The 24,045-nt window shown below is 55.8% G+C and carries 23 protein-coding genes and 1 other annotated feature; of the genes, 7 read left to right on the top strand and 16 right to left on the bottom strand.

Annotation, left to right across the window (positions count from 1 at the left end):
* The 4 genes from thrA to yjjY all read right to left on the bottom strand — a co-directional run bounded on the left by thrA (position 1) and on the right by yjjY (position 4,050).
* Entirely contained in the window at positions 1–2,463 is a 2,463-nt protein-coding gene (gene thrA, locus EKN38_RS09570) for a bifunctional aspartate kinase/homoserine dehydrogenase I (protein ID WP_014830592.1), read from the bottom strand.
* A 24-nt stretch (positions 2,464–2,487) separates the two neighbouring features.
* Positions 2,488–2,605 (bottom strand) — a sequence feature (Thr leader region).
* On the bottom strand, positions 2,544–2,612 hold the full coding sequence (gene thrL, locus EKN38_RS09565; RefSeq protein ID WP_015572623.1) for a thr operon leader peptide: 69 nt from the start codon (positions 2,610–2,612) through the stop codon (positions 2,544–2,546). It overlaps the preceding feature by 62 nt.
* A 211-nt stretch (positions 2,613–2,823) precedes the next feature.
* Positions 2,824–3,510 carry a tRNA/rRNA methyltransferase gene (locus EKN38_RS09560; RefSeq protein ID WP_014830591.1) on the bottom strand — a complete coding sequence of 229 codons (687 nt, stop codon included), beginning with the start codon at positions 3,508–3,510 and terminating at the stop codon, positions 2,824–2,826.
* Between the two features lie 399 nt (positions 3,511–3,909).
* Positions 3,910–4,050 carry a protein YjjY gene (gene yjjY, locus EKN38_RS09555; RefSeq protein WP_001541509.1) on the bottom strand — a complete coding sequence of 47 codons (141 nt, stop codon included), beginning with the start codon at positions 4,048–4,050 and terminating at the stop codon, positions 3,910–3,912.
* A gap of 95 nt (positions 4,051–4,145) precedes the next feature.
* Between yjjY and arcA the strand changes: the two genes are divergently transcribed.
* Positions 4,146–4,862 carry a two-component system response regulator ArcA gene (gene arcA, locus EKN38_RS09550; protein ID WP_003856501.1) on the top strand — a complete coding sequence of 239 codons (717 nt, stop codon included), beginning with the start codon at positions 4,146–4,148 and terminating at the stop codon, positions 4,860–4,862.
* 46 nt (positions 4,863–4,908) lie between these two features.
* Here arcA and creA read toward each other — a convergent pair whose 3' ends face one another.
* Positions 4,909–5,382, bottom strand: a complete 474-nt coding sequence (gene creA / locus EKN38_RS09545; RefSeq protein WP_014830590.1) for a protein CreA — start codon at positions 5,380–5,382, stop codon at positions 4,909–4,911.
* A 211-nt stretch (positions 5,383–5,593) separates the two neighbouring features.
* On the opposite strand from creA, the gene robA reads away from it, so the two are divergent.
* A complete protein-coding gene (robA, locus tag EKN38_RS09540; protein ID WP_013095505.1) occupies positions 5,594–6,463 on the top strand; it encodes an MDR efflux pump AcrAB transcriptional activator RobA in 870 nt (289 codons plus the stop codon).
* Here the strand turns inward: robA and gpmB are convergent.
* Positions 6,460–7,107, bottom strand: a complete 648-nt coding sequence (gene gpmB, locus EKN38_RS09535; RefSeq protein ID WP_008502057.1) for a 2,3-diphosphoglycerate-dependent phosphoglycerate mutase GpmB — start codon at positions 7,105–7,107, stop codon at positions 6,460–6,462. The two genes, robA and gpmB, sit on opposite strands and share 4 nt — an antisense overlap.
* Before the next feature lie 49 nt (positions 7,108–7,156).
* Here gpmB and yjjX point away from each other — a divergent pair, with 49 nt between their 5' ends.
* Positions 7,157–7,672: an inosine/xanthosine triphosphatase gene (gene yjjX, locus EKN38_RS09530; protein ID WP_014830589.1), complete on the top strand. Its 516-nt coding sequence runs from the start codon at positions 7,157–7,159 to the stop codon at positions 7,670–7,672.
* 27 nt (positions 7,673–7,699) lie between these two features.
* On the opposite strand, the gene trpR is transcribed toward yjjX, so the two are convergent.
* Both trpR and sltY read right to left on the bottom strand, forming a co-directional pair.
* Positions 7,700–8,029 carry a trp operon repressor gene (gene trpR / locus EKN38_RS09525; protein ID WP_014830588.1) on the bottom strand — a complete coding sequence of 110 codons (330 nt, stop codon included), beginning with the start codon at positions 8,027–8,029 and terminating at the stop codon, positions 7,700–7,702.
* A gap of 55 nt (positions 8,030–8,084) precedes the next feature.
* The gene (gene sltY, locus EKN38_RS09520; RefSeq protein ID WP_014830587.1) at positions 8,085–10,022 is read right to left on the bottom strand and encodes a murein transglycosylase; all 1,938 of its coding nucleotides are present in this window, start codon (positions 10,020–10,022) and stop codon (positions 8,085–8,087) included.
* Between the two features lie 227 nt (positions 10,023–10,249).
* On the opposite strand from sltY, the gene ettA reads away from it, so the two are divergent.
* The gene (ettA, locus tag EKN38_RS09515) at positions 10,250–11,917 is read left to right on the top strand and encodes an energy-dependent translational throttle protein EttA (RefSeq protein WP_014830586.1); all 1,668 of its coding nucleotides are present in this window, start codon (positions 10,250–10,252) and stop codon (positions 11,915–11,917) included.
* 91 nt (positions 11,918–12,008) lie between these two features.
* Here ettA and EKN38_RS09510 read toward each other — a convergent pair whose 3' ends face one another.
* Positions 12,009–12,908: a LysR family transcriptional regulator gene (locus EKN38_RS09510; RefSeq protein WP_014830585.1), complete on the bottom strand. Its 900-nt coding sequence runs from the start codon at positions 12,906–12,908 to the stop codon at positions 12,009–12,011.
* Between the two features lie 108 nt (positions 12,909–13,016).
* Here EKN38_RS09510 and EKN38_RS09505 point away from each other — a divergent pair, with 108 nt between their 5' ends.
* Entirely contained in the window at positions 13,017–14,018 is a 1,002-nt protein-coding gene (locus tag EKN38_RS09505; RefSeq protein ID WP_063412610.1) for a zinc-binding alcohol dehydrogenase family protein, read from the top strand.
* Positions 14,019–14,120: 102 nt separating this feature from the next.
* Here the strand turns inward: EKN38_RS09505 and nadR are convergent, their stop codons facing one another.
* The 3 genes from nadR to serB all read right to left on the bottom strand — a co-directional run bounded on the left by nadR (position 14,121) and on the right by serB (position 17,818).
* Positions 14,121–15,353 carry a multifunctional transcriptional regulator/nicotinamide-nucleotide adenylyltransferase/ribosylnicotinamide kinase NadR gene (gene nadR / locus EKN38_RS09500; protein ID WP_014830583.1) on the bottom strand — a complete coding sequence of 411 codons (1,233 nt, stop codon included), beginning with the start codon at positions 15,351–15,353 and terminating at the stop codon, positions 14,121–14,123.
* 35 nt (positions 15,354–15,388) lie between these two features.
* Positions 15,389–16,774, bottom strand: coding sequence for a DNA repair protein RadA (gene radA / locus EKN38_RS09495; protein WP_046889362.1), 1,386 nt, complete (start codon positions 16,772–16,774; stop codon positions 15,389–15,391).
* 75 nt (positions 16,775–16,849) lie between these two features.
* On the bottom strand, positions 16,850–17,818 hold the full coding sequence (serB, locus tag EKN38_RS09490) for a phosphoserine phosphatase (protein ID WP_014830581.1): 969 nt from the start codon (positions 17,816–17,818) through the stop codon (positions 16,850–16,852).
* A gap of 117 nt (positions 17,819–17,935) precedes the next feature.
* Between serB and EKN38_RS09485 the strand changes: the two genes are divergently transcribed.
* Both EKN38_RS09485 and lplA read left to right on the top strand, forming a co-directional pair.
* The gene (locus EKN38_RS09485) at positions 17,936–18,580 is read left to right on the top strand and encodes a YtjB family periplasmic protein (RefSeq protein ID WP_013095494.1); all 645 of its coding nucleotides are present in this window, start codon (positions 17,936–17,938) and stop codon (positions 18,578–18,580) included.
* 39 nt (positions 18,581–18,619) lie between these two features.
* Entirely contained in the window at positions 18,620–19,636 is a 1,017-nt protein-coding gene (gene lplA, locus EKN38_RS09480) for a lipoate--protein ligase LplA (RefSeq protein WP_014830580.1), read from the top strand.
* 61 nt (positions 19,637–19,697) lie between these two features.
* On the opposite strand, the gene deoD is transcribed toward lplA, so the two are convergent.
* The 4 genes from deoD to deoC all read right to left on the bottom strand — a co-directional run bounded on the left by deoD (position 19,698) and on the right by deoC (position 23,983).
* Complete coding sequence (deoD, locus tag EKN38_RS09475; RefSeq protein ID WP_013095492.1) at positions 19,698–20,420, bottom strand: purine-nucleoside phosphorylase; 723 nt, start codon at positions 20,418–20,420, stop codon at positions 19,698–19,700.
* Positions 20,421–20,503: 83 nt separating this feature from the next.
* Positions 20,504–21,727, bottom strand: coding sequence for a phosphopentomutase (gene deoB, locus EKN38_RS09470; RefSeq protein WP_014830579.1), 1,224 nt, complete (start codon positions 21,725–21,727; stop codon positions 20,504–20,506).
* Between the two features lie 53 nt (positions 21,728–21,780).
* Positions 21,781–23,103, bottom strand: coding sequence for a thymidine phosphorylase (deoA, locus tag EKN38_RS09465; protein ID WP_014830578.1), 1,323 nt, complete (start codon positions 23,101–23,103; stop codon positions 21,781–21,783).
* A 100-nt stretch (positions 23,104–23,203) separates the two neighbouring features.
* A complete protein-coding gene (gene deoC / locus EKN38_RS09460) occupies positions 23,204–23,983 on the bottom strand; it encodes a deoxyribose-phosphate aldolase (protein WP_014830577.1) in 780 nt (259 codons plus the stop codon).
* Positions 23,984–24,045 lie beyond the last annotated feature (62 nt).

Here is a 24,045-nt window from a genome sequence, read left to right as displayed (position 1 = left end):
TTAAACTCCTAACTTCCATGACAGGGTACGCAGCAGATCGGCAAACACCCCCGCCGCCGTAACATCGTTCCCTGCGCCATAGCCGCGAAGCACCAGCGGCAATGGCTGATAATAGTGGCTGTAAAACGCCAGGGCGTTTTCGCCGTTTTTGACTTTGTACAGCGGATCGTTGCCATCGACTTCGGCAATCTTCACCCGGCACACGCCATCTTCTTCAATGTTGCCAACATAACGCAATACCTTACCTTCATCACGGGCTTTCGCCACGCGTGCGGCAAAAGCGTCATCCAGCTGCGGTAAATTGGCCATAAAGGCGCCGACATCACCACTGCTGTCAAATTCAGCCGGCAGCACCGGTTCTATCACGATATCGGAAAGCTCCAGCTCACGGCCCGTTTCACGGGCCAGAATGAGCAGTTTGCGCGCCACGTCCATCCCGGAGAGATCGTCACGCGGATCCGGCTCGGTGTAGCCCAGTTCACGCGCGGCGCGGGTTGCTTCTGAGAGGCTCATCCCTTCATCCAGCTTACCGAAGATAAAGGACAGCGAGCCGGAGAGAATGCCGGAGAAACGTTGCAGTTCATCACCCGCGTTCAGCAGGTTCTGCAGGTTCTCGATAACCGGCAGGCCAGCCCCCACGTTAGTGTCGTACAGGAACTTGCGGCGCGATTTGCTCGCCGCCAGACGCAGCTGGTGATAGTAATCCATCGACGAGGTGTTGGCCTTTTTATTCGGCGTGACCACGTGGAAGCCTTCGCGCAGGAAGTCCGCGTACTGATCGGCAACCGCCTGGTTCGACGTACAGTCGACAATCACCGGGTTCAGCAGGTGATACTCTTTCACCAGACGGATCAGACGCCCAAGGTTGAACGGCTCTTTTGCCTCGTTCATCTCGGCCTGCCAGTTTTCCAGGTTCAGTCCATGGACGTTGGTCAACAGCGCTTTTGAGTTGGCGATCCCGCAGACGCGCAGATCGATATGCTTCTTCTTCAGCCACTCCTGCTGACGCTTCACCTGCTCCAGCAGCGCACCGCCCACGCCGCCCACGCCAATCAGGAACAGTTCAATCACCTGATCGGTATTGAACAGCATCTGATGAACCACGCGTACGCCGGTTGTCGCATCATCATTATCAACCACCACCGAAATAGAACGCTCGGATGAGCCCTGCGCAATCGCCACGATGTTGATATTGGCGCGCGCCAGCGCAGCAAAGAATTTAGCGGAGATGCCGCGCAGCGTGCGCATGCCGTCACCGACGACTGAGATAACCGCCAGGCGCTCCTGAATGAACAGCGGCTCCAGCAGTCCCTCTTTCAGCTCCAGATAGAACTCTTCCTCCAGCGCGCGACGGGCGCGCAGGCAATCCGCCTGCGGCACGCAGAAGCTGATGCTGTATTCGGATGAGGATTGGGTGATCAGCACCACAGAGATCCCGTTACGGGACATCGCGGCAAACACGCGCGCTGCCATGCCGACCATCCCTTTCATACCCGGCCCGGAGACGCTGAACATTGCCATATTGTTCAGGTTGGAGATGCCTTTCACCGGCAGGCCATCTTCATCGGTACTGGCGCCAATCAGCGTGCCAGGCGCTTGCGGGTTACCGGTATTTTTAATCAGGCAGGGGATCTGGAACTGGGCAATCGGGGAGATGGTACGAGGGTGAAGCACTTTCGCGCCGAAGTAGGAAAGCTCCATCGCCTCCTGGTAAGACATCGACTTCAGCAACCTGGCGTCCGGTACCTGGCGCGGGTCGCAGGTGTATACGCCGTCAACGTCAGTCCAGATCTCGCAACAGTCCGCGCGTAAACAGGCGGCCAGCACGGCAGCAGAATAGTCGGAGCCGTTACGGCCCAGCACCACCAGTTCACCCTTTTCATTGCCGGCGGTGAAGCCCGCCATCAGGATCATATGGTCAGACGGTATTTTGCTCGCGGCGATACGGCGGGTTGATTCGGCAATATCAACGGTGGATTCGAGGTAGTGGCCCACCGCCAGCAGTTTTTCAACCGGATCAATCACCGTGACGTGATGGCCGCGCGCTTCCAGCAGGCCCGCCATGATGGCGATAGAGAGTTTCTCACCGCGGCAAATCAACGCCGCGTTGATGCTGTCCGGGCACTGACCCAGCAGGCTGATGCCGTGCAGGACATGTTTAATCTGGGCAAATTCTTGTTCTACGAAGGCTTTCAGCTGTACGAGCGGGAAACCTGGCTGTGCCTCCGCCAGCCCCTGCAGCAGCTCGGCGAAGATACGCTCGGCGTCGCTAATGTTCGGGAGTGCATCCTGACCGCCAATGGTCTTTTCAATCATCGCCACCAGGTGGTTGGTGATTTTTGCCGGCGCAGAGAGTACGGTCGCGACCTGTCCCTGTCTGGCGTTGCTCTCCAGGATATCGGCAACACGCAGAAAGCGTTCTGCATTTGCCACTGATGTACCGCCGAACTTCAACACTCGCATGGTTCTACCTCGTTTCCTTTAGCCGAAAAAAAAGCCCGCACTGTTCAGGTGCGGGCTTTTTTCTGTTTTTCCTGTACGCGTCAGCCCGCATCGTTACCTGTGGTAATGATGATGGTTGTGGTAATGGTGGTGATGCTGATGCGTTTCATGGATGTTGTGTACTCTGTCATTATTATCTGTCTGTGCTGTATTCTTTTAGGGTTAAAGGATCGGGCACCTTAAGTCAATGAATTTTTAATTTGATCACAATTCGGGACGTTCTTACGTCCCGCTGCGTGCAGATTTATTTTCATCCGATTCCGCCAGAGGCAACCCTCAATGTCAGACGCTTACGCCATAGTAAAAACTTATGGCAGCATTTTACTCGGCTAATTTTTTTTCGATATCGTGCAGCAAACGGTGCAGCATTGCAGTGTCCCGTTGCTCAAGACGGCCAAGACGCTGCTGCAACCAGTCTGCCATTTTTTGGTCGTCAGCCACGCCGAGTTGCGCCAGCAGATGCTCAACGCGCGTGCGCAGCGCGGCCAGCTGGTTTTCATCTGTCCCCGCCGCTTGCGGTTGGGGAATTTGTATTAGGGATGCTAATTGATAGCAATAAACCATCACCGCCTGACCTAAATTCAGCGACGGATAATCCGCCACCATCGGCGCCCCGGTCAGCACGTCCGCGAGTTCCAGTTCATCGTTTGTTAATCCTGAATCTTCCCGCCCAAATACCAGCGCGGCTTTTTCCAGCCACTGACTTTTCTCGCTCAGCATCGGTACCAGTTCTGCTGGCGTGGCGTAATAGTGGAACTTCGCCCGACTGCGCGCCGTGGTCGCAACGGTAAATGAGATATCATGCAAGGCATCGGCGAGCGTAGCGTAAGTGGTTATATTATCGAGAATATCACCCGAACCATGCGCCACCCAGCGCGCCGCAGGTTCCAGATGCGCAACGCTGTCCACAATACGCAAATCGGTGAACCCCATGGTCTTCATGGCACGCGCCGCAGCGCCTATATTTTCTGCTCTGGCTGGCGCGACCAGTACAATCGACAGATGCATTTATGCTCTCTTTTTAATCAGTTAGCGGGGATAAATGTGATGCACTTCAACATATTACGCAGCGCGAATTTACAATATTGCAACACAAATCACCGAAATAGCGTTTCATAACAAATTAAAGACGCTAAACTATTTTGTGACTGAACAATCAGTTAGTATGTTAACAGAACCCTATTATCCTAATGTTTTATAATGATAATGACTGTATGAATACCGTTTCTGGGTTGGATTCGTATTGTTTATCAATCAATGTCCGCAACTAGTTGGTTTATTGAAAAATTGTGACAAAGGCTAGCATTTAGCTATGATGATTTCATCAAACTGTTAACGTGCTACAATTGAACTTGATATATGTCAACGAAGCGTAGTTTTATTGGGTGTCAGGTGTCACTTAGCCTGTTATGTTGCTGTTAAAATGGTTAGGATGACAGCCGTTTTTGACACTGTCGGGTCCAAAGGGAAAGTACCCACGACCAAGCTAATGATGTTGTTGACGTTGATGGAAAGTGCATCAAGAACGCAATTACGTACTTTAGTCACGTTAGCCCGGTCATGTTAATTTGCGACATGCATCAGGCAGGTCAGGGACTTTTGTACTTCCTGTTTCGATTTAGTTGGCAATTTAGGTAGCAAACATGCAGACCCCGCACATTCTTATCGTTGAAGACGAGTTGGTAACACGCAACACGTTAAAGAGCATTTTCGAAGCAGAAGGCTACGATGTCTTTGAAGCGACCGATGGCGCAGAGATGCATCAGATCCTTTCTGAAAATGATATCAACCTGGTCATTATGGATATCAACCTGCCAGGTAAAAATGGCCTTCTTCTGGCGCGTGAACTGCGTGAACAGGCGAACGTCGCATTAATGTTCCTGACAGGCCGTGATAACGAAGTTGATAAGATCCTTGGCCTGGAAATCGGTGCGGATGACTACATCACCAAACCGTTTAACCCTCGCGAGTTAACCATTCGTGCACGCAACCTGCTGTCCCGCACCATGAACCTGGGCACCGTCAGCGAAGAGCGTCGTAGCGTAGACAGCTACAAATTTAACGGCTGGGAACTTGATATCAATAGCCGTTCACTGATCAGCCCGAACGGTGAGCAGTATAAACTGCCGCGCAGTGAATTCCGCGCCATGCTGCACTTCTGTGAAAACCCGGGCAAAATTCAGTCCCGTGCAGAACTGCTGAAGAAAATGACCGGCCGTGAGCTGAAGCCACACGACCGTACTGTAGACGTGACCATCCGTCGTATTCGTAAACATTTCGAATCTACACCAGATACGCCGGAAATCATCGCCACGATCCACGGCGAAGGCTATCGCTTCTGCGGTGACCTGCAGGAGTGATCCCGCAGTGAGCACCATAAAAAAACGGCGCTTTCGCGCCGTTTTTTTATTCCCGCCATGGCATGATTGGCACCGCGCTTATCGCGTTTTTCGGTGAACCTTCCACCACTTTGTCAGAGTAGGCAAGGTAGGCCAGGGTGTTACGTTTAGCATCGTAAAAACGCACCACCTGCAGCTTTTTGAAAACCAGTGAAGTCCGTTTCTGGAATACCACATCCCCCTGAGCTTTGCCGTTTTTGATTTTCTCGCTCAATTCAACCGGGCCCACCTGCTGACAGGAGATGGCCGCATCGGATGTATCCTCGGCCAGTCCCAGCCCGCCTTTGATTCCCCCGGTTTTCGCCCGGCTAACGTAGCAGGTGACGTTTTTCACATCCGGATCGTCAAACGCTTCCACCACAATTTTGTGGTCAGGGCCAAACATCTTAAAGACGGTATCGACAGAACCAATCTGTTCTGCCTGCGCCGCGCGGCCAACCATCAGCAGTAAGGCAGTTAAGAGCAAAGTCTTATATTTCATATTGTTACCATTTCTTAATATTACGTTGAGCGATTATTCAACACGTTAGACAAAAATGTAGCAAGATCACAGGATTAGAATATATTCACCCAAAACGCAGGACAAAAAGCATTAATGAGCAAAAAAAACACTGAATGCTAAAACATCAAAAAATGCTATTATCCGCTAACCTGTTATCAGGCACCTGCTGTTTTAAGGATGAGGATAGTATATGGATCAGGCTGGAATTATTCGCGACCTGCTCACCTGGCTGGAAGGTCATCTCGACCAGCCTTTGTCACTGGATAATGTGGCGGCAAAAGCAGGCTATTCCAAGTGGCATCTGCAAAGGATGTTCAAGGATGTCACCGGTCATGCTATCGGTGCCTATATTCGCGCACGTCGTTTATCAAAATCTGCCGTGGCATTGCGCCTGACCGCGCGGCCTATTCTCGATATTGCCCTGCAGTATCGTTTCGATTCACAACAAACGTTCACCCGAGCCTTTAAAAAACAGTTCTCGTTGACGCCAGCGCTCTATCGACGTTCACCGGACTGGAGCTCATACGGTATGCGCCCGCCGCTGCGTCTGGGCGAGTTCGCCATGCCGAAGTACGAAATCATTACCCTGCCGGAAACCCATTTGATCGGTACGACACAGAGTTACACCTGTTCTCTGGAGCAGATTTCTGAGTTCCGCCATCAAATGCGCGTTCAGTTCTGGCGCGACTTCCTGAGCCATGCGCCGGCGATCCCGCCTATCCTGTATGGTCTCAACGAAACGCATCCAAGCCAGGAAAAAGACGACGAGCAGGAGGTGTTCTACACCACCGCGTTAACGCCGGAGATGGCCAATGGTTATATTCAGGGCTCTAAACCGGTCGTGCTGGAAGGCGGAGAGTACGTGATGTTCTCCTATGAAGGGCTGGGAACGGGCGTACAGGAATTTATCCTGACCGTTTACGGAACATGCATGCCTATGCTGAACCTGAATCGCCGTAAAGGTCAGGATATTGAGCGCTACTACCCGGCAAGCGATGCAAAACCGGAAGAAGGCCCCATTAATCTGCGGATGGAATTCTTAATTCCGATACGTCGTTAGCGCTGCAGTTCATCCAGTGCAGGGGCATCAAGATGCGAAATGTCCCCTGCCATCTCCACGACCCACCCCGACGCCAGCCACGCGCTTTCCTGATAATCAATACGGGAAATAGAGCAGTTGCGCAGGCGCAAGCGGCGTTCAGCATAGGCCGGTAACCCCAGAATGGTGCTCACCAGACAGCCCAGCGCAATTCCGTGACTCACCAGCAGTGGACGGCTTCCGGCGGGCAGCTTCAGGCACTCTGCCAGCGCAGCATGCATACGCACGCTCAACTCCTGCATCGATTCACCCTCAGGAATACGGCCATCTTCGGTACCGTTGACCAGCGTGCGACGCCAGCCCTCTTCCGTTTCCGTCAGCGTATCGATATGGCGTTTTTCGAGCACCCCCATATCCAGTTCGCGCAGGCGTGGTTCAAGCATCACATCACAACCACAGGCATCAGCAATAATGCGCGCCGTCTGCTGCGTGCGACCTAAATCGCTGGTGATGACATGGGTAATGCCCAGCGTTCTGGCACGTTCTGCCACCTGCCACGCTTGCTGCACACCCTTTTCAGTGAGAGGACTGTCGGACTGGCCTTGAATACGTCGCTCGGCGTTCCACTGCGTTTCACCGTGGCGAACAAGGTATACCTGTAACATGCTTTTTTTCCGTTATACTGCGATGAGTTTTTTTGAATCGAGCTTAATTATGCACCATGTTGTCTCTGCTACCACCAATCCTGCCAAAATTCAGGCAATTCTAAGGGCATTTGAAGAGATTTTCGGCGAAGGATCCTGCCATATTGATGCCATCGGCGTCGAGAGTGGCGTTCCTGAACAGCCGTTTGGCAGCGAAGAAACGCGCGCTGGCGCACGAAATCGCGTGCTCAATGCGAAAGCGGCCGCACCCGATGCCGACTTCTGGGTGGCGATTGAAGCGGGAATTGACGAAGGCGCGACGTTTAGCTGGGTGGTTATCGAAAGCCGCGAACAGCGCGGTGAAGCACGCTCGGCCACCCTGCCGCTGCCGGAGATCATTCTGGAAAAGGTCCGCGCAGGTGAGGCACTCGGGCCGGTGATGTCACAATACACCGGCATTGATGAGATTGGTCGCAAAGAAGGGGCGATTGGCGTCTTTACCGCTGGCGCGCTTACGCGCTCAAGCGTTTACCATCAGGCAGTGATCCTGGCGTTAAGCCCGTTTCATAACGCCATTTATCGTTGAACGTATAGGCCGGATAAGGCGCAGCCGTCATCCGGCGTTTTTCAGCAATATCGCTTCCAGCCACTGACGCAGCTCAACTGGCGCAGACTTCAGGCTGTTTGAACCGCGGGTGATCGTCGCGATACCCGCGCCCAGCTCGTTTTTGAGCTCACGCTGGCTCATCTCACCGCGCAGTAACTCTTCGATGATTCGCACGCGCGTTCCCAGCGCCTCACGTTCGTCTGGCGTCAGCATCAGTTGCAGCAGGGGTAAATGCAGATCCTGGTCGTAAGACTGGCGAAGCAACTCCACAAAACGAAGCCACTCCTGATGACGTTGTTCGGCCAGTGCCGAGGAATACGGGGAATGCTGGGTCATGTTATGCTGCCTCTTGTACTCATTAGCGAGTACAGCATAACACAACCCATCCCGATCAGTAACGTCTCTGCCACTCCGCGTCGCTCATCAGGGTATCTTTTTGCCCCATGAAGTAACGGTAGTAGGCATCATACGCCAGCACGTTCTTCACGTAGCCACGCGTTTCTGAGAACGGAATGCTCTCGACAAACGCCACGGCGTCGATGCGTCCGGCACTGTTACCCAGCCAGGTACGCACGCGCCCTGGGCCCGCGTTATACGCCGCAGAGGCGAAAATGCGGTTGTTACCAAACTGCTGATAAACATACTGCAGGTAACTGGTACCAATGTTGATGTTGGTATCCGGATCCAGCAGCTGTGATGGACTGCTGTATCCCGGGATATTAAACATCTTCACCGTATGCGTCGCCGTGCCCGGCATAATCTGCATCAGGCCGCTGGCCCCTACCGGGGAACGGACTTTCGGGTTCCAGGCGCTCTCCTGACGGGCAATCGCCATGGCATAACTTTGCGGAATATCTTTGCCGCTGGTGTAGCGATCGAACAGATCTTTGTAGGCCAGCGGGAAACGTTCTTCGAGATGATCCCACAGCTTGCCAGCGATCGTCGCCTGAACGCTCAGATCCCACCAGCGATTATCGAACGCGTAGCGGGCAAGCTGGGCTTTTTCATCCGTCGTGCGGCTGGTCACCAGATTCGCCCACTCGCTACGGGCGGTATTGTCCATATTCCAGTACATCAACTCGCGCACGCGCGCCATTTCTGGCCCCTGGGTCAACGCCGGGTTGGCGTTCGCCGGTGCTTTATCAATGCGGAAGGTGTACTCCTCACCCAGACGCTGCGCGGCCGCCATTGGGTAGAAGCCACGCTGCTGCATCAGCGCGTGGAGGATCTCTTTGGCTTCATCATCGCGTCCCCGCTCCATCAGCAGGTCCGCCTGCCAGTAGCGCCATTCGTCTTTCTCTTTGGCTTCCATCGGCAGACGCGCCAGCCAGGTATTGAGGCCTTTTCGATCGCCGGTCCCCAACGCCATGCGCACGCGGCGTTCCACCAGCGACGTGGAGCTGGAGCGCATAATGGCATCGTCCCGCCAGCGGGCCTGTTCGTCGGTCACGTCCGAGCCCATCAGTCGCCACGCCACGATGTCGCGCAGTTCCTGGGTTTGCTCTTCATTGAGCTGCTGGGCCTGCACCAGCTGCGGGATCATCAGCCGCGCGTTTTCAACATCGTCACGCGCCACGCTGGCAAAGGCCACCGCCGCCATCTGACGGGTAAAATCGGTCGCTCCCGTGCTGCGGGCAAAGGTCAGAACGCTGTTGGGATCGTTTGCCAGCGACATCACGGCGGTCGAAATGGTCTGGTAATCCGACGGCATTTGCCCCGCCAGGGCGGTCACCAGACGCGTGTTCCCGGCTTTCATCGCCAGACGAATTCGCTCAAGGTAAGCCAGCGGATCCTGTTTACCGGAAGCACGCCAGGCGCCAAAGAGCGAATCACAGGCGTTCGGCTGGCTTTTCCCGGTCAGCCACAGATCTTTTGCCCCGGCCCAGGCCTCCTCCTGCTGACCGGTGACCCATTTCGCATAGTAATAATTACACTGGGCTTCCGTGGTGTTCGGCTTGTCAGGGCTAAAAGCCAGCAGCCCGCGCCAGTCTTCACGACGCGCCAGCTCGTTTACAAAACGAGACTGCAGATTACGGGCGGGCGGCAGGGTCGGGTTCGCCTGAATGAAGTTATTCACGGTGACCGTGGGTTGATTCATGAGATCGTCAGTAATCTGGCGATACTCCAGATAGGGGTAGAGAGGATAGTCTTTCAGCGTCGGCATCAACGCCTGCACAGTATCCATCTGTTTGTTGTCCCACGCCTGCTTAATCTGGGCGTAGCGGTTACGTTGTTCATCCAGTGAATCGGCATGCACTGCCTGGCTTACCGCCATTACGCATACGCTGGCCGCCAGCAGACGCCAGACCACCCGTTTGGCTTTTTCCACAAGCTCTTCCTCATTGTTTTTTCGTCAATTGCAGCGTCTTGCCACGTCAAAGTCTCATTAACTTATGCTAACCAGGCATCCCGGAACGCGCCACGTTACGGACACTTTTTTACCTTTCCTGCGCGTTTTAACACTCCCGACGTTCCTGGCTGGGATTAGGGCGGGAAAAAGGCTACACTTCGAGGCTGAAATTCCTTTTCATCACGATAAAAGAGGCGAAGTCCAACGTGGCTCAATTCGTTTATACCATGCATCGTGTCGGCAAAGTGGTACCGCCGAAACGTCATATTCTTAAAAATATCTCGCTGAGCTTCTTCCCGGGCGCAAAAATCGGTGTTCTGGGCCTCAACGGTGCCGGTAAGTCCACCCTGCTGCGCATCATGGCCGGCATCGATACAGACATCGAAGGTGAAGCCCGTCCGCAGCCTGGCATCAAAATTGGCTACCTGCCGCAGGAACCTCAGCTGAACCCTGAACACACCGTTCGTGAATCTGTTGAAGAAGCGGTATCCGAAGTGGTTAACGCGCTGAAAGGTCTGGATGAAGTGTATGCCAAATACGCCGAGCCAGATGCGGACTTCGATAAACTGGCCGCTCAGCAAGGCAAATTTGAAGAGATTATCCAGGCGCACGACGGTCACAACCTGAACGTGCAGCTGGAGCGCGCCGCTGACGCCCTGCGTCTGCCGGACTGGGATGCGAAAATCGCCAACCTCTCCGGTGGTGAGCGTCGCCGCGTGGCGCTGTGCCGTCTGCTGCTGGAAAAGCCAGACATGCTGCTGCTCGACGAACCGACTAACCACCTGGATGCAGAGTCCGTGGCGTGGCTGGAACGCTTCCTGCACGACTTCGAAGGCACCGTAGTGGCGATCACCCACGACCGTTACTTCCTCGACAACGTGGCGGGCTGGATCCTGGAGCTGGACCGCGGTGAGGGTATTCCATGGGAAGGCAACTACTCTTCCTGGCTGGAGCAGAAAGATCAGCGTCTGGCGCAGGAAGCCTCTGCTGAAGCAGCACGCCGTAAGTCTATTGAGAAAGAGCTGGAGTGGGTACGTCAGGGCACGAAAGGCCGTCAGTCGAAGGGCAAAGCCCGTCTGGCACGCTTTGAAGAGCTGAACAACACCGAATACCAGAAACGTAACGAAACCAACGAACTGTTTATTCCACCTGGCGCGCGTCTGGGGGATAAAGTGGTCGAAGTCAGCAACCTGCGTAAATCTTACGGTGACCGCGTGCTGATCGACGACCTCTCCTTCTCCGTACCGAAGGGTGCCATCGTCGGTATCATCGGTCCGAACGGCGCGGGTAAATCCACCCTGTTCCGTATGATGTCTGGTCAGGAGCAGCCTGACAGCGGCTCTATTACCCTGGGTGAAACGGTGAAGCTGGCGTCCGTTGAGCAGTTCCGTGACGCAATGGATAACAGCAAAACCGTGTGGGAAGAAGTCTCCGGCGGTCTGGATATCATGCGTATCGGTAACACCGAAATGCCAAGCCGCGCCTATGTTGGTCGCTTTAACTTCAAAGGCACCGATCAGGGTAAACGCGTCGGCGAGTTGTCCGGTGGTGAGCGTGGTCGTCTGCATCTGGCGAAACTGCTGCAGGTTGGCGGTAACGTTCTGCTGCTCGATGAACCAACAAACGACCTCGACATCGAAACCCTGCGCGCGCTGGAAAACGCCCTGCTGGAGTTCCCGGGCTGCGCGATGGTTATCTCGCACGACCGTTGGTTCCTTGACCGTATCGCCACCCACATTCTGGATTACCAGGATGAAGGGAAAGTGGAGTTCTTCGAAGGTAACTTCACCGAATACGAAGAGTACAAAAAACGCACGCTGGGCGCCGACGCGCTGGAGCCGAAGCGTATTAAGTACAAGCGTATCGCGAAATAAAAGTAAAACGGCAACTTCGGTTGCCGTTTTTTATGTTTGTTCCCTCTCCCCGTGGGAAAGGGTCAGGGTGAGGGCATCAGGCCGCACATAATCACCCACCCACGTAAAACCGCTTAACCTCATCAAACTGCATCGCAAAGTCGATATAGCTCATCAGCGCGGGCGAGTTAAGCTTACGGCTCGGATAGGCCAACCACAGGTCGTTTCCTTCGACGTTCCACGCCGGCAGTACCTGCACCAGTGCCCCTTTTTCGATCTTATCTTCCAGTAGAAATGCGGGCAGCAAAGTGATCCCCGCGCCAGCAACCGCGCACTCACGGGCATACACCAGATTATCCGTCATATGTGCGTTATCCGGCAGATAGCGGTAATCCTCGCTCTCGCTTTGCAGCAGCCATTCAGACCAGGCCTTATGGGTTATACAGCGGTGCTCCACCAGCTGGCGGGGATGGTTCAGTGGCTCCCGCCGCGCCAGATAATCTGGCGAAGCCAGCATATAGCGCGGGCAGTGACCAATCATGCGCCCTATCAGCGAGGAGTCTTGCGGTTTACCGGTACGCAGCGCGACGTCAAAGCCAGACTCCACCAGATCGAGCACGTCGTCAGAAATCGAGACATCCAGCGAAACGTCAGGATAGCGGAGCTGAAACTCGGCATTCAGGTGTGCCAGTAATGTCGCGCCAATCCCTGCCGGGCAGGTGATGCGAAGCCGTCCGCTGGGGTTTTCTCGCAGTCGCTGAATGGCATATTCCGCCCTTTCGCTGGCCGCCAGCATCTCACGACAATGCACCAGATAGTGCTCCCCCGCAAAGGTCAGATTCAGCCTGCGCGTGGTGCGATTTAGCAGGCGGATCCCCACCTGCTGCTCAAGCTGGCTAATCCGCTGGCTAACGCTGGATTTCGGCAAGTCAGCCTTCTGCGCTGCGGCAGTAAAGCTCCCCATCTCGGCCACCAGCGCAAACAGCGCCATATCCTGAAGCTGTTTAAACATGATTGTTCATCCTGTACGAACACTTCGTTCTTGATTGTCCATCTTATCACGCGCATGGCCACTTAATAGACTAGTCTCAACAAAACGCATTCCATTGAGGAGTTCACCATGTCAGTTAAAGCCATTGCCGTTAACCCAGAAAATCCCGCTGCTTTCATTGAAATTTCCCAACCCATGCCGCAGCCTGGCGAGCACGATCTGTTGGTGGAAGTGAAGGCAGTCTCAATTAACCCGGTTGATACCAAAGTCCACGCGAGTATTGCTAAAAATGGCCTCAAGGATCCGCGCATTCTCGGCTGGGATGCCAGCGGGATCGTCAAAGCGGTTGGGGCAAGCGTCACCGGCTTCAAACCGGGCGACGAAGTATGGTACGCGGGCGACATTACCCGTCCGGGCAGTAATGCCACGCACCAGCTGATTGATGCACGCATTGTCGGACACAAACCGACAAGCCTTGGCTGGGATGCTGCCGCCGCATTGCCGCTGACCGCGCTCACCGCCTGGGAAGGGTTGTTTGAGCGCCTGAACATTCAGGATGCCGGATCGGACAAAACGCTGCTGATCATCGGCGGTGCCGGCGGCGTAGGCTCCCTGGCGATCCCGTTTGCAAAACACAACAGCAAAGTCAGAGTGATCGCCACCGCGTCGCGGGAAGATTCTGCCCGGTGGTGTCGCGATCGCGGCGCGGATCTGGTGGTGAATTATCGCGATCTGCAAGGTGAACTGGCCAAAGAGGGCATCACCTTTGTGGATTACATTTTCATCCTCAATGATACCGATGGCCACTGGGATGCGGCCAGCGAACTGATTGCACCGCAGGGGCATATCTGCTCCATCGTCGAAAATGCGCATCCGCTGAACCAGGACAAGCTGAAATCCAAATCCGCCGCCCTGCACTGGGAATTTATGTACACCCGCAGCATGTACCAGACTGCCGATATGGCGCGTCAGGGTGAGATCTTAAACGAGGTGGCGAAGCTGGTGGATAACGGCGTGGTGGAGAGTTCGCTCAGCGAAACGCTGCACGGGCTGAGCGTGGAAAGCATTACCGAGGCGCACCGCAAAGTGCTGGACGGACATATGCGCGGGAAAGTGGTGGTTGCGTTCTGAGTGGCCTGATTCCCTCACCCCGGCCCTCTCCCAAAGGGAGAGGGCGATGAACGTCCCCTCCCCCTTTGGGAGAGGGTTAGGGTGAGGGGCAAGCCTGCGAATTTACCCCTGCTCCCCCATCATCTCCTTCACCAGCTCGACGCAGCGCAGGAAACGGGTGTCGTAATCTGACGCTTCAACGTGGACAAACTCCACGTTGTTCTCGTGAAGCATCTCCACCAGCATCGTCTGGAACTCTTTTCTGTCCACAGAGCTGCCAAGACTGCGCATCCCATCGGCTACCCACGGGGTGTTGTTTTCCAGCAGGATCACCAGGTCGAAGCGATATTCATCGATCAGCGCCTGTACGAACGGGTGTTCACGCCCTTCGTACTTCTTACAGAAGGCTTGTGTGGTGACAAAATCGGTGTCGATGAAGGCCACTTTGTTGGCATATTTCACCGCGAAATCAATGTACTGCGCATGACCGAGCGCGATTTTATCGTAATCAGAATACTGAAGCGCCATCTCGTCTCCCCCCAGATGGGAAAAGACATAATCACGTCCGTATTCCCACGCGCTGGTGGTATTGAAGATGTTCGCCAGCTTGTTGACCAGCGTCGATTTCCCGCTTGATTCGCCACCCAGAATCGCAACTGTGCGCACAAAGAACGGCTTCACTTCGGTCGGGATGTAATCCCAGTAGCGGAACGGGTTTTCGCGGATCTGCGCCCCGCTGATGTTCATAAACGTACGCTTCGGATCGATCAGCACGGTTTCAATACCCAGATGCTCGCGGAACTGCGGCGCGTCGGACTCTTCAGAGGTGTAGATCCAGTTGGGCGCAATGCCCTTCTCTTCCATAAACGCTTTAATGCCGTTGCTCCACACGTCCCAGCCGTGTGGATACGGCTCCATGCCCTCTTCATTAAAGGCATGAATGCGAATATTTTTCTGATATTTGAAGGTCTGAAGCAGCCAGCGCAGGCGATCGGGCACCGTCGGCTGCTGCGACATGGCGCTGTCTTCAAACAGCTGGCGGTCACGGGTTTCGTCGTACCCCATGATGATGTGCAGCTCGTCGACCTGGCTACAGGCACGCTGGATCAGGTAGATATGGCCGGTATGCAGCGGATAAAACTTACCAAACACCACGCCGATATTCTTTTGCATACGCGGGAATTCAAGCCCCAGAAAGCGATGTAACGCTTCCAGCTTTTGCGCGCTGGGGCTTTTGATTTTGGCGTTCAGCAACTGGCTAAGATAGCCTTTCGTCATGCCGCTGGCGTCAGCCACCTGCTGTAGCGTGCAGCCTTTCTGACGGATTGCGGTCTTGATGTAGTCAAATGATGACATAAATTACGGTGCCTCCTGCAAAATCGAATACGTAATTATAAGTCGTCAAAGACATTTAACGCATCTGCGAGTTTTTTAACGCCAAATACCTGCATCCCTTCGGGGATCTTCTTTGGCACGTTGGCCGCCGGTACAATCGCCCGGCGGAAGCCATGTTTCGCCGCCTCAGAGATGCGCTCCTGGCCACTGGGCACCGGGCGGATCTCCCCGGCCAGCCCCACTTCGCCGAAGACCACCAGATCCTGCGGCAGCGGCCTGTCGCGAAGACTGGAAACCATCGCCAGCAGCAGCGCCAGATCGGCACTGGTCTCTGAAACTTTCACCCCCCCGACCACGTTGACGAAGACGTCCTGATCCGCCATCTGCAGGCCACCATGACGGTGCAGCACCGCCAGCAGGATCGCCAGACGGTTCTGTTCCAGACCGACCGCCACGCGCCGCGGGTTGCCCATCATGGAGTGATCCACCAGCGCCTGAATTTCGACGAGCAGCGGACGCGTTCCCTCCCACAGCACCATCACCGAACTGCCGGAGGTGACTTCATCCCCCCGGCTCAGGAAGATGGCCGACGGGTTGCTGACTTCGCGCAGCCCCTGCTCGGTCATGGCAAATACGCCCAGTTCATTCACCGCACCAAAGCGGTTTTTGTGGCTGCGCAGGGTACGGAAGCGGGAGTCTGCGTCGCCGTCGAGCATGACGGAGCAGTCGATACAGTGCTCAAGCACTTTTGGCCCCGCCAGGGAACCATCTTTTGTAACGTGGCCGACCATCACGATCGCCACGCCGCGGGTTTTGGCAAAGCGCGTCAGATACGCGGCGGTCTCACGCACCTGCGCCACGCTGCCCGGCGAGGACTGGATATCCGCCATGTGCATCACCTGGATGGAGTCGATTACCATCAGCTTCGGCTGCTCTTCTTCGGCAATCATGCAGATCTGCTCAATGCTGGTTTCTGACAGCATATTCAGATTGCCGGTAGGCAGCCCCAGACGGTGCGCGCGCATTGCCACCTGCTGCAGGGACTCTTCGCCGGTGACGTACAGGGTTTTCATCTGTTCCGCGAGCTTGCAAAGCGTTTGCAGCAGCAGGGTCGATTTACCCGCCCCCGGGTTACCACCGATCAGGATCGCACTGCCCGGTACCACGCCGCCGCCAAGCACGCGGTCAAACTCTTTGAAGCCGGTGGAGAAGCGCGGCAACGCTTCCAGACTTATGTCTGACAGTTTTTGGACTTTTGCCACACCGGCATTACCCGCATAGCCGCTCAGGCGTTCATTGCGGGCCACGCTCGGCGAAGCCGCCACACCACGCACTTCGGTGATGGTGTTCCAGGCATGACAGGCGCTGCATTGCCCCTGCCAGCGCGGATAATCCGCACCACATTCATTACAGACAAATGCGCGTTTTGGGGCTTTAGCCACGGTTTACCTCGTTATTTCAGTGCGGCCTGCGCGCCGGGTGGCGCTAACGCTTGCCCGGCCTACAATCGCATACCGTTATTTCTGATTCAGGCTGCCGGAGAGGATGCAGAACACCCCCATCAGGTCAGCGTGACGGATAGTGACTTCCGTCTTTTCATTCACTTTTGGCTTGGCATGGTAGGCAATGCCAAGGCCGGCAACTTTGATCATCGGCAGATCGTTTGCGCCATCGCCGATGGCAACGGTCTGGGCAACCGGGATTTCATATTTCTCTGCCAGGCGGCTCAGCGTATTGGCTTTGTACTGCGCATCCACGATATCGCCGATCACCTGCCCGGTCAGCTTACCGTCCATGATCTCCAGCTCGTTGGCCACTACGGTGGTCAGATGCAATTTTTCCCGCAGGTAATCCGCGAAGAAGGTGAAGCCACCGGAGGCGATCGCCACTTTCCAGCCCAGCGACTGGAGCTTGAGCACCAGCTGCGTCAGCCCGGGCATCAGGGGCAGCTCATCACGAACCTGACGCAGAATGTGGGCATCAGCCCCTTTCAGGGTCGCCACGCGCTGTCTCAGGCTGGCAGTGAAATCCAGCTCGCCGCGCATCGCGCGCTCGGTCACTTCTGCCACCAGCTCGCCGCTGCCCGCCAGTTTGGCGATCTCGTCGATACACTCAATCTGGATGGCCGTAGAGTCCATATCCATCACCAGCAGACCCGGCGTTTTCAGATGGGGGATTTTACCCAGCGGGGCAACGTCCAGCCCGGCATCATGCGCCAGACGCGTCGCGCGCTGCGTCAGGGAACCGGCCAGGCGAATCACCTGATAATCTTCCACACACCAGGCGGCGACAATCACCATCGCCGCCCCCAGTTTAGTTTGATACTGGGTAAGGCGTTGCTTATCCAGGCCGCGTCCGTACAGCAGCCAGCCGCTACGGCCAGCATGGTAATCCAGAGGCATCACCTCATCGCCACTTAAAGAGAGCGGCAATCCTGGCCATAAAGAGACATCCGTTGGCAGGTCGCACCAGGTAATGTTCGGCATTGAAGCTCCTGTAATTTCGTTCGCGCCGGAAGGTTCCAGAGGGAAAATAACGCATGAGGCTACCCTGTAACCATCACTTCTGGCAACATTAAGCCGTAAATTTTCAGCAGGTGGAATATGGCTCGTGCAAAACTGAAATTCCGGCTTCATCGCGCCGTGATCGTCCTTTTCTGTCTCGCACTGTTAGTGGTGCTGATGCAAGGGGCGTCATGGTTTAGCCAGAATCACCAACGGCAACGGAATCCGCAGTTTGAGGAGCTGGCTCGCACGCTGGCGCGTCAGGTTACGCTTAACGTCGCGCCCGCGATGCGCACCGAAACGCCGGATGACAAACGCATCAGCCAGGTTTTGCGCCAGTTAACCGAGAACAGCCGTATCCTGGATGCCGGTGTCTACGATGAAAAAGGCGATCTGATTGCCCGCGCTGGCGAGCATGTCGACGTGCGCGACAGGCTGGCGCTGGACGGTAAAAAAGCCGGGGGCTACTTTAACCAGCAGATCGTCGAACCCATTCAGGGAAAAAATGGTCCGCTAGGCTATCTGCGCCTGACGCTCGATACCCACACCCTGCCCACAGAGGCCAAACAGGTGGATAACACCACCAATATACTTCGTCTGATGCTCCTGCTCTCCCTCGCCATCGGCGTGGTGCTGGCGCGCACGTTGCTGCAGGGCAAACGCACCCGCTGGCAGCAGTCGCCTTTCCTGCTGACCGCCAGCAAATCCGTTCCTGAAGACGAAGAGAGCGAGAAGAAAGATTAGTGATAAAGTAGGCGGATGATTTGGAAAAGGAACTCTGCCATGACGACGTTACGCCTGCTGCTCTCTGACTCTTACGATCCGTGGTTTAATCTCGCGGTGGAAGAGTGCATCTTCCGCCAGATGCCCGCCACCCAACGGGTGCTATTCCTCTGGCGCAACGCCGACACGGTGGTCATTGGCCGCGCGCAGAATCCGTGGAAAGAGTGTAATACCCGGCGTATGGAAGAGGATAATGTCCGTCTGGCGCGCCGCAGCAGCGGCGGTGGCGCGGTGTTCCACGACCTGGGCAACACCTGCTTCACCTTTATGGCGGGTAAACCGGAATACGACAAGACCATCTCAACGTCCATTGTCCTCAACGCACTTAATTCACTCGGCGTGTCGGCTGAAGCCTCCGGGCGTAACGACCTGGTGGTCAAAACACCCGACGGCGATCGCAAAGTGTCAGGCTCTGCCTATCGCGAAACACTGGATCGCGGATTTCACCACGGCACCCTTCTTCTTAACGCCGATCTCAGCCGTCTGGCGAACTACCTGAATCCCGACAAGAAAAAACTGCAGGCCAAAGGGATCACCTCCGTGCGGGGGCGCGTGGCCAACCTGATTGAGCTGCTGCCGGGCATTACTCACGCGCAAATCTGCGAGGCGATCCAGGAAGCCTTCTTTGCCCATTACGGTGAGCGCGTGGAGGCAGAGGTGATCTCCCCGGATAAAACCCCGGATCTGCCTAATTTCGCCGGGACCTTTGCCCGGCAGAGCAGCTGGGAGTGGAACTTCGGTCAGGCGCCAGCCTTTTCACACCTGCTGGACGAACGCTTTACCTGGGGCGGCGTGGAGCTGCATTTTGACGTGGAGAAGGGCCATATCACCCGCACACAGGTATTTACCGATAGCCTGAACCCGGCACCGCTGGAAGCACTTGCGGCACGTTTACAGGGCTGTTTGTACCGGGCGGATATGCTGCAGCAGGAATGCGACGCGTTGATTGGGGATTTTCCGGAGCAGGAAAATGAGCTGCGGGAGCTGTCGGGGTGGATTGCACAGGCCGTACGCTAAGTGCAGTTTGGTGCCCTCACCCCAGCCCTCTCCCACAGGGAGAGGGAGGGAAGAGACAGAATTACTCTTTATCGCCCAGCAGAACGGATTCCAGCGCGATTTTGATCATGTCGTTGAAGGTAGTCTGACGCTCAGCAGCCGTGGTCTGCTCGTGGGTACGAATGTGGTCAGATACGGTGCAGATGGTCAGTGCCTTCGCACCGAACTCAGCCGCGACGCCGTAGATGCCCGCCGCTTCCATTTCCACGCCCAGGATGCCGTACTTTTCCATCACGTCGAACATCTCGCCGCCGTCCGGCGCATAGAACAGATCCGCGGAGAACAGGTTACCCACGCGGGCATCAACGCCCAGCGCTTTCGCCGCGTCAACCGCGTTACGCACCATGCCGAAGTCAGCAATCGCCGCGAAGTCATGATCTTTAAAACGCATGCGGTTAACTTTGGAATCGGTGCAGGCACCCATACCGATCACCACGTCACGCAGTTTAACGTCCATGCGCACCGCGCCGCAGGAGCCAACACGGATGATTTTCTTCACGCCGAAATCGGTGATCAGCTCTTTGGTGTAGATGGAGCAGGATGGGATACCCATACCGTGGCCCATCACGGAGATTTTGCGGCCTTTGTAAGTGCCGGTGAAGCCCAGCATGCCGCGAACGTTGTTCACTTCACGCACGTCTTCCAGGAAAGTTTCTGCAATGTGTTTCGCGCGCAGCGGGTCGCCCGGCATCAATACGACGTCAGCGAAGTCACCCATTTCTGCGTTAATGTGAGGAGTTGCCATCTTCAGTTCCTTTTCATTGTAAATTCGCCCTCTCCCCGTGGGAGAGGGTTGGGGTGAGGGCATCAGGCCGCACCCAACATAACTCAGAACATCGCCTTGCCATATTCCATGTCAGCCGTGCCAAAATATTTCGCAATCGTCTGGCCGATGTCCGCGAAGGTTTCACGGTGACCGAGCGAGCCCGGTTTCACTTTCGGGCCGTACACCAGCACCGGAATGTGCTCACGGGTGTGGTCAGTACCGGTCCAGGTTGGGTCACAGCCGTGGTCAGCGGTCAGGATCAGAATGTCATCTTCACCCACCAGTTCCATCAGCTCTGGCAGACGACGGTCGAACAGCTCCAGACCGGCAGCATAACCGGCCACGTCGCGACGGTGGCCCCAGGAGGAGTCGAAGTCGACGAAGTTGGTGAACACAATAGTCTTATCACCCGCTTCTTTCATCTCTTTGATGGTGGCGTCAAACAGCGCATCCAGACCGGTGGCTTTCACTTTTTTGGTGATACCGCAGTTGGCGTAGATATCCGCGATTTTACCTACAGAAACCACGTGGCCGCCTTTCTCATCAACCAGTTTCTGCAGTACGGTCGGTGCCGGTGGCTCAACGGCCAGATCGTGACGGTTACCGGTACGCTGGAAGTTACCCGCTTTGTCGCCGATAAACGGACGCGCAATAACGCGACCGATGTTGTAGCCGCCTTCGGTCAGCTCTTCACGGGCGATTTCACACAGCTCGTACAGTTTATCCAGGCCAAACGTCTCTTCGTGGCAGGCAATCTGGAACACGGAGTCAGCGGAGGTGTAGAAAATCGGCTTGCCGGTTTTCATGTGCTCTTCGCCGAGCTGATCCAGAATTACGGTACCGGAAGAGTGGCAGTTACCGAGGTAGCCCGGCAGGTTGGCACGCTTAACCAGTTTATCCAGCAGTTCCTGTGGGAAGCTGTTCTCGTGATCGGAGAAATAGCCCCAGTCAAACAGAACCGGCACACCGGCAATTTCCCAGTGACCGGACGGGGTATCTTTACCGGAAGAGAGCTCATGCGCCCAGGCGTAAGCGCCCACCACTTCTGCGTTGCCGTCCATACCGGCAGCGATTTTACCGGTAGAACCTTCATGCGCTTTCACCAGACCGAGGCGGGTCAGGTTGGGCAGAGTCAGAGGGCCTTTACGACCGTTGTCCGCTTCGCCTTTCGCACAGGCTTCCGCGATGTGACCCATGGTATCGGAACCCACGTCACCAAAACGTTCTGCATCTTCGGTTGCGCCGATGCCGAATGAGTCCAGCACCATAATAAATGCACGTTTCATAATTGTTCTCCGTACGTAGTGCTTCAAAAATTATCGATCAGATCAGTATACCGCTATTCGGTGATACGGCGATAGACAGTCGGTGTGGTTTCTGGCGCTTTATCAGCAAGCGTAATGGCCGCTTTCACCGCTTTCGCCGCTTCCTGCCAGCTGGCTTCGTCTTTGGCGTGGATCACCGCCAGCGGACGTTGACCGTCAACGCTGTCGCCCAGACGGGCCATATCGGTAAAGCCGACGCTGTAATCAATGGTGTCTGAGGCCTGACGACGGCCGCCGCCCATCGAGACCACCGCCATGCCGAGCGCACGGGTGTCCATAGCGGAGACGAAACCTTCGCTATCGGCATACACCGCTTTGCTGAGCGTCGCGGTCGGCAGGTACTTCGCGTAGTTTTCCACGAAATCGGTCGGGCCTTTTTGCGCCGCCACCATGCGGCCGAAGATCTCTGCCGCTTTGCCGTTATCCAGCACCGCCTGCAGCTTCGCACGCGCGTCAGCATCGTCTTTGGCCAGCTTGCCGGAAATCAGCATCTCCACGCACAGCGCCATCGTGACGTCGAACAGGCGCGGGTTGCGGTAAACGCCTGTCAGGAACTGCACGGCTTCACGCACTTCAACCGCGTTACCGGCGCTGGATGCCAGCACCTGGTTCATGTCGGTCAGCAGTGCGGTGGTGCGCACGCCCGCGCCGTTGGAGACGCCAACGATCGCTTCGGCCAGCGCTTCAGAGAGTTCATAGGTTGGCATAAACGCGCCGCTGCCCACCTTCACGTCCATCACCAGCGCGTCCAGCCCTTCCGCCAGCTTCTTCGCCAGGATCGAGGCGGTGATCAGCGGGATAGAATCAACGGTTGCGGTGATATCTCGGGTCGCGTAGAAACGCTTATCTGCCGGCGCAAGAGAGCTGGTCTGGCCGATAATCGCCACGCCAACGTCTTTAATAATGTCGCGGAAGCGGTTGTCATCCGGGAAGATATCAAACCCCGGAATGGCTTCCAGTTTGTCGAGCGTACCGCCGGTATGCCCCAGGCCGCGCCCGGAGATCATCGGGATGTAACCACCGCAGGCCGCTACCATCGGGCCGAGCATCAGAGACGTCACATCACCTACGCCGCCGGTGGAGTGTTTATCAACAATCGGACCGTTGAGGTTGAGGCTCTTCCAGTCCAGTACGGTTCCTGAATCTCGCATCGCCATGGTCAACGAGACACGCTCAGGCATCGACATATCGTGGAAGAAGATGGTCATCGCCAGGGCAGCAATTTGCCCTTCAGAGATGGTGTTATCCCGAATGCCATTGATAAAGAAGCGGATCTCTTCGTCGCTTAATGCATGACCATCACGTTTTTTACGAATAATTTCTTGTGCGAGAAACACGGTAACCCCCATAAGGAATCGGGTGAACGGTGGCGGGCAAGGTTTGCCCAACCACGATCGGGTAGGCCGGGTAAGCGTAGCGCCACCCGGCAATTCAAACTTAGTAGCTGCTTGCGCTCTTACCGTCGCCGTGACCCAGCGCTTTCAGCAGGCTTGCCAGCAGGCTGGACGCGCCGAAGCGGTAGTGACGGGAATCGGCCCAGTCGGAGCCGAACAGCTCGTCGGCAATCGCCAGGAACTGCTGCGCGTCTTCCGCAGTACGCACGCCGCCCGCCGGTTTAAAGCCCACGGTTTTGGACACGCCCATATCACGGATCACTTCCATCATGATGCGCGCGCTTTCCGGGGTCGCGTTCACCGGCACTTTACCGGTTGAGGTTTTAATGAAATCAGCACCGGCTTTGATGGAGATTTCGGACGCTTTACGAATCAGCGCTTCTTCTTTCAGTTCGCCAGTTTCGATGATCACTTTCAGCAGCACGTTTGCCGCGGCACACGCCTCTTTACAGGCTTTCACCAGGTCAAAGCCCACCTGCTCGTTGCCCGCAATCAGCGCACGGTACGGGAATACCACGTCCACTTCGTCTGCGCCGTAGGCAATCGCCGCGCGGGTTTCCGCCAGCGCGATCTCGATATCGTCGTTACCGTGCGGGAAGTTAGTGACGGTTGCAATGCGCACGTCCGGGGTACCCTGCTCTTTCAGCGTTTTGCGGGCAATCGGGATAAAGCGCGGATAGATGCAGACAGCGGCAGTGTTGCCCACTGGCGTTTTCGCCTGATGGCACAGGGCGATGACTTTTTCATTAGTGTCGTCATCGTTCAGGGTGGTCAGGTCCATCAGTTTCAACGCGCGCAGGCTGCTTGCAGTTAAATCGGTCATAACATTCTCCAACGGCGGTGCCGTATCAATTTTACCTTGCGGGTCTGTGAGTATTCTAACAT

Origin of the sequence: Enterobacter sp. WCHEn045836 (assembly GCF_003965585.1) — a bacterium.
Classification (GTDB): Bacteria; Pseudomonadota; Gammaproteobacteria; order Enterobacterales; family Enterobacteriaceae; genus Enterobacter; species Enterobacter dissolvens.
The sequence above is the reverse complement of the archived record's forward strand: the minus strand, read 5'-3'. Positions and strand labels throughout refer to the sequence as shown.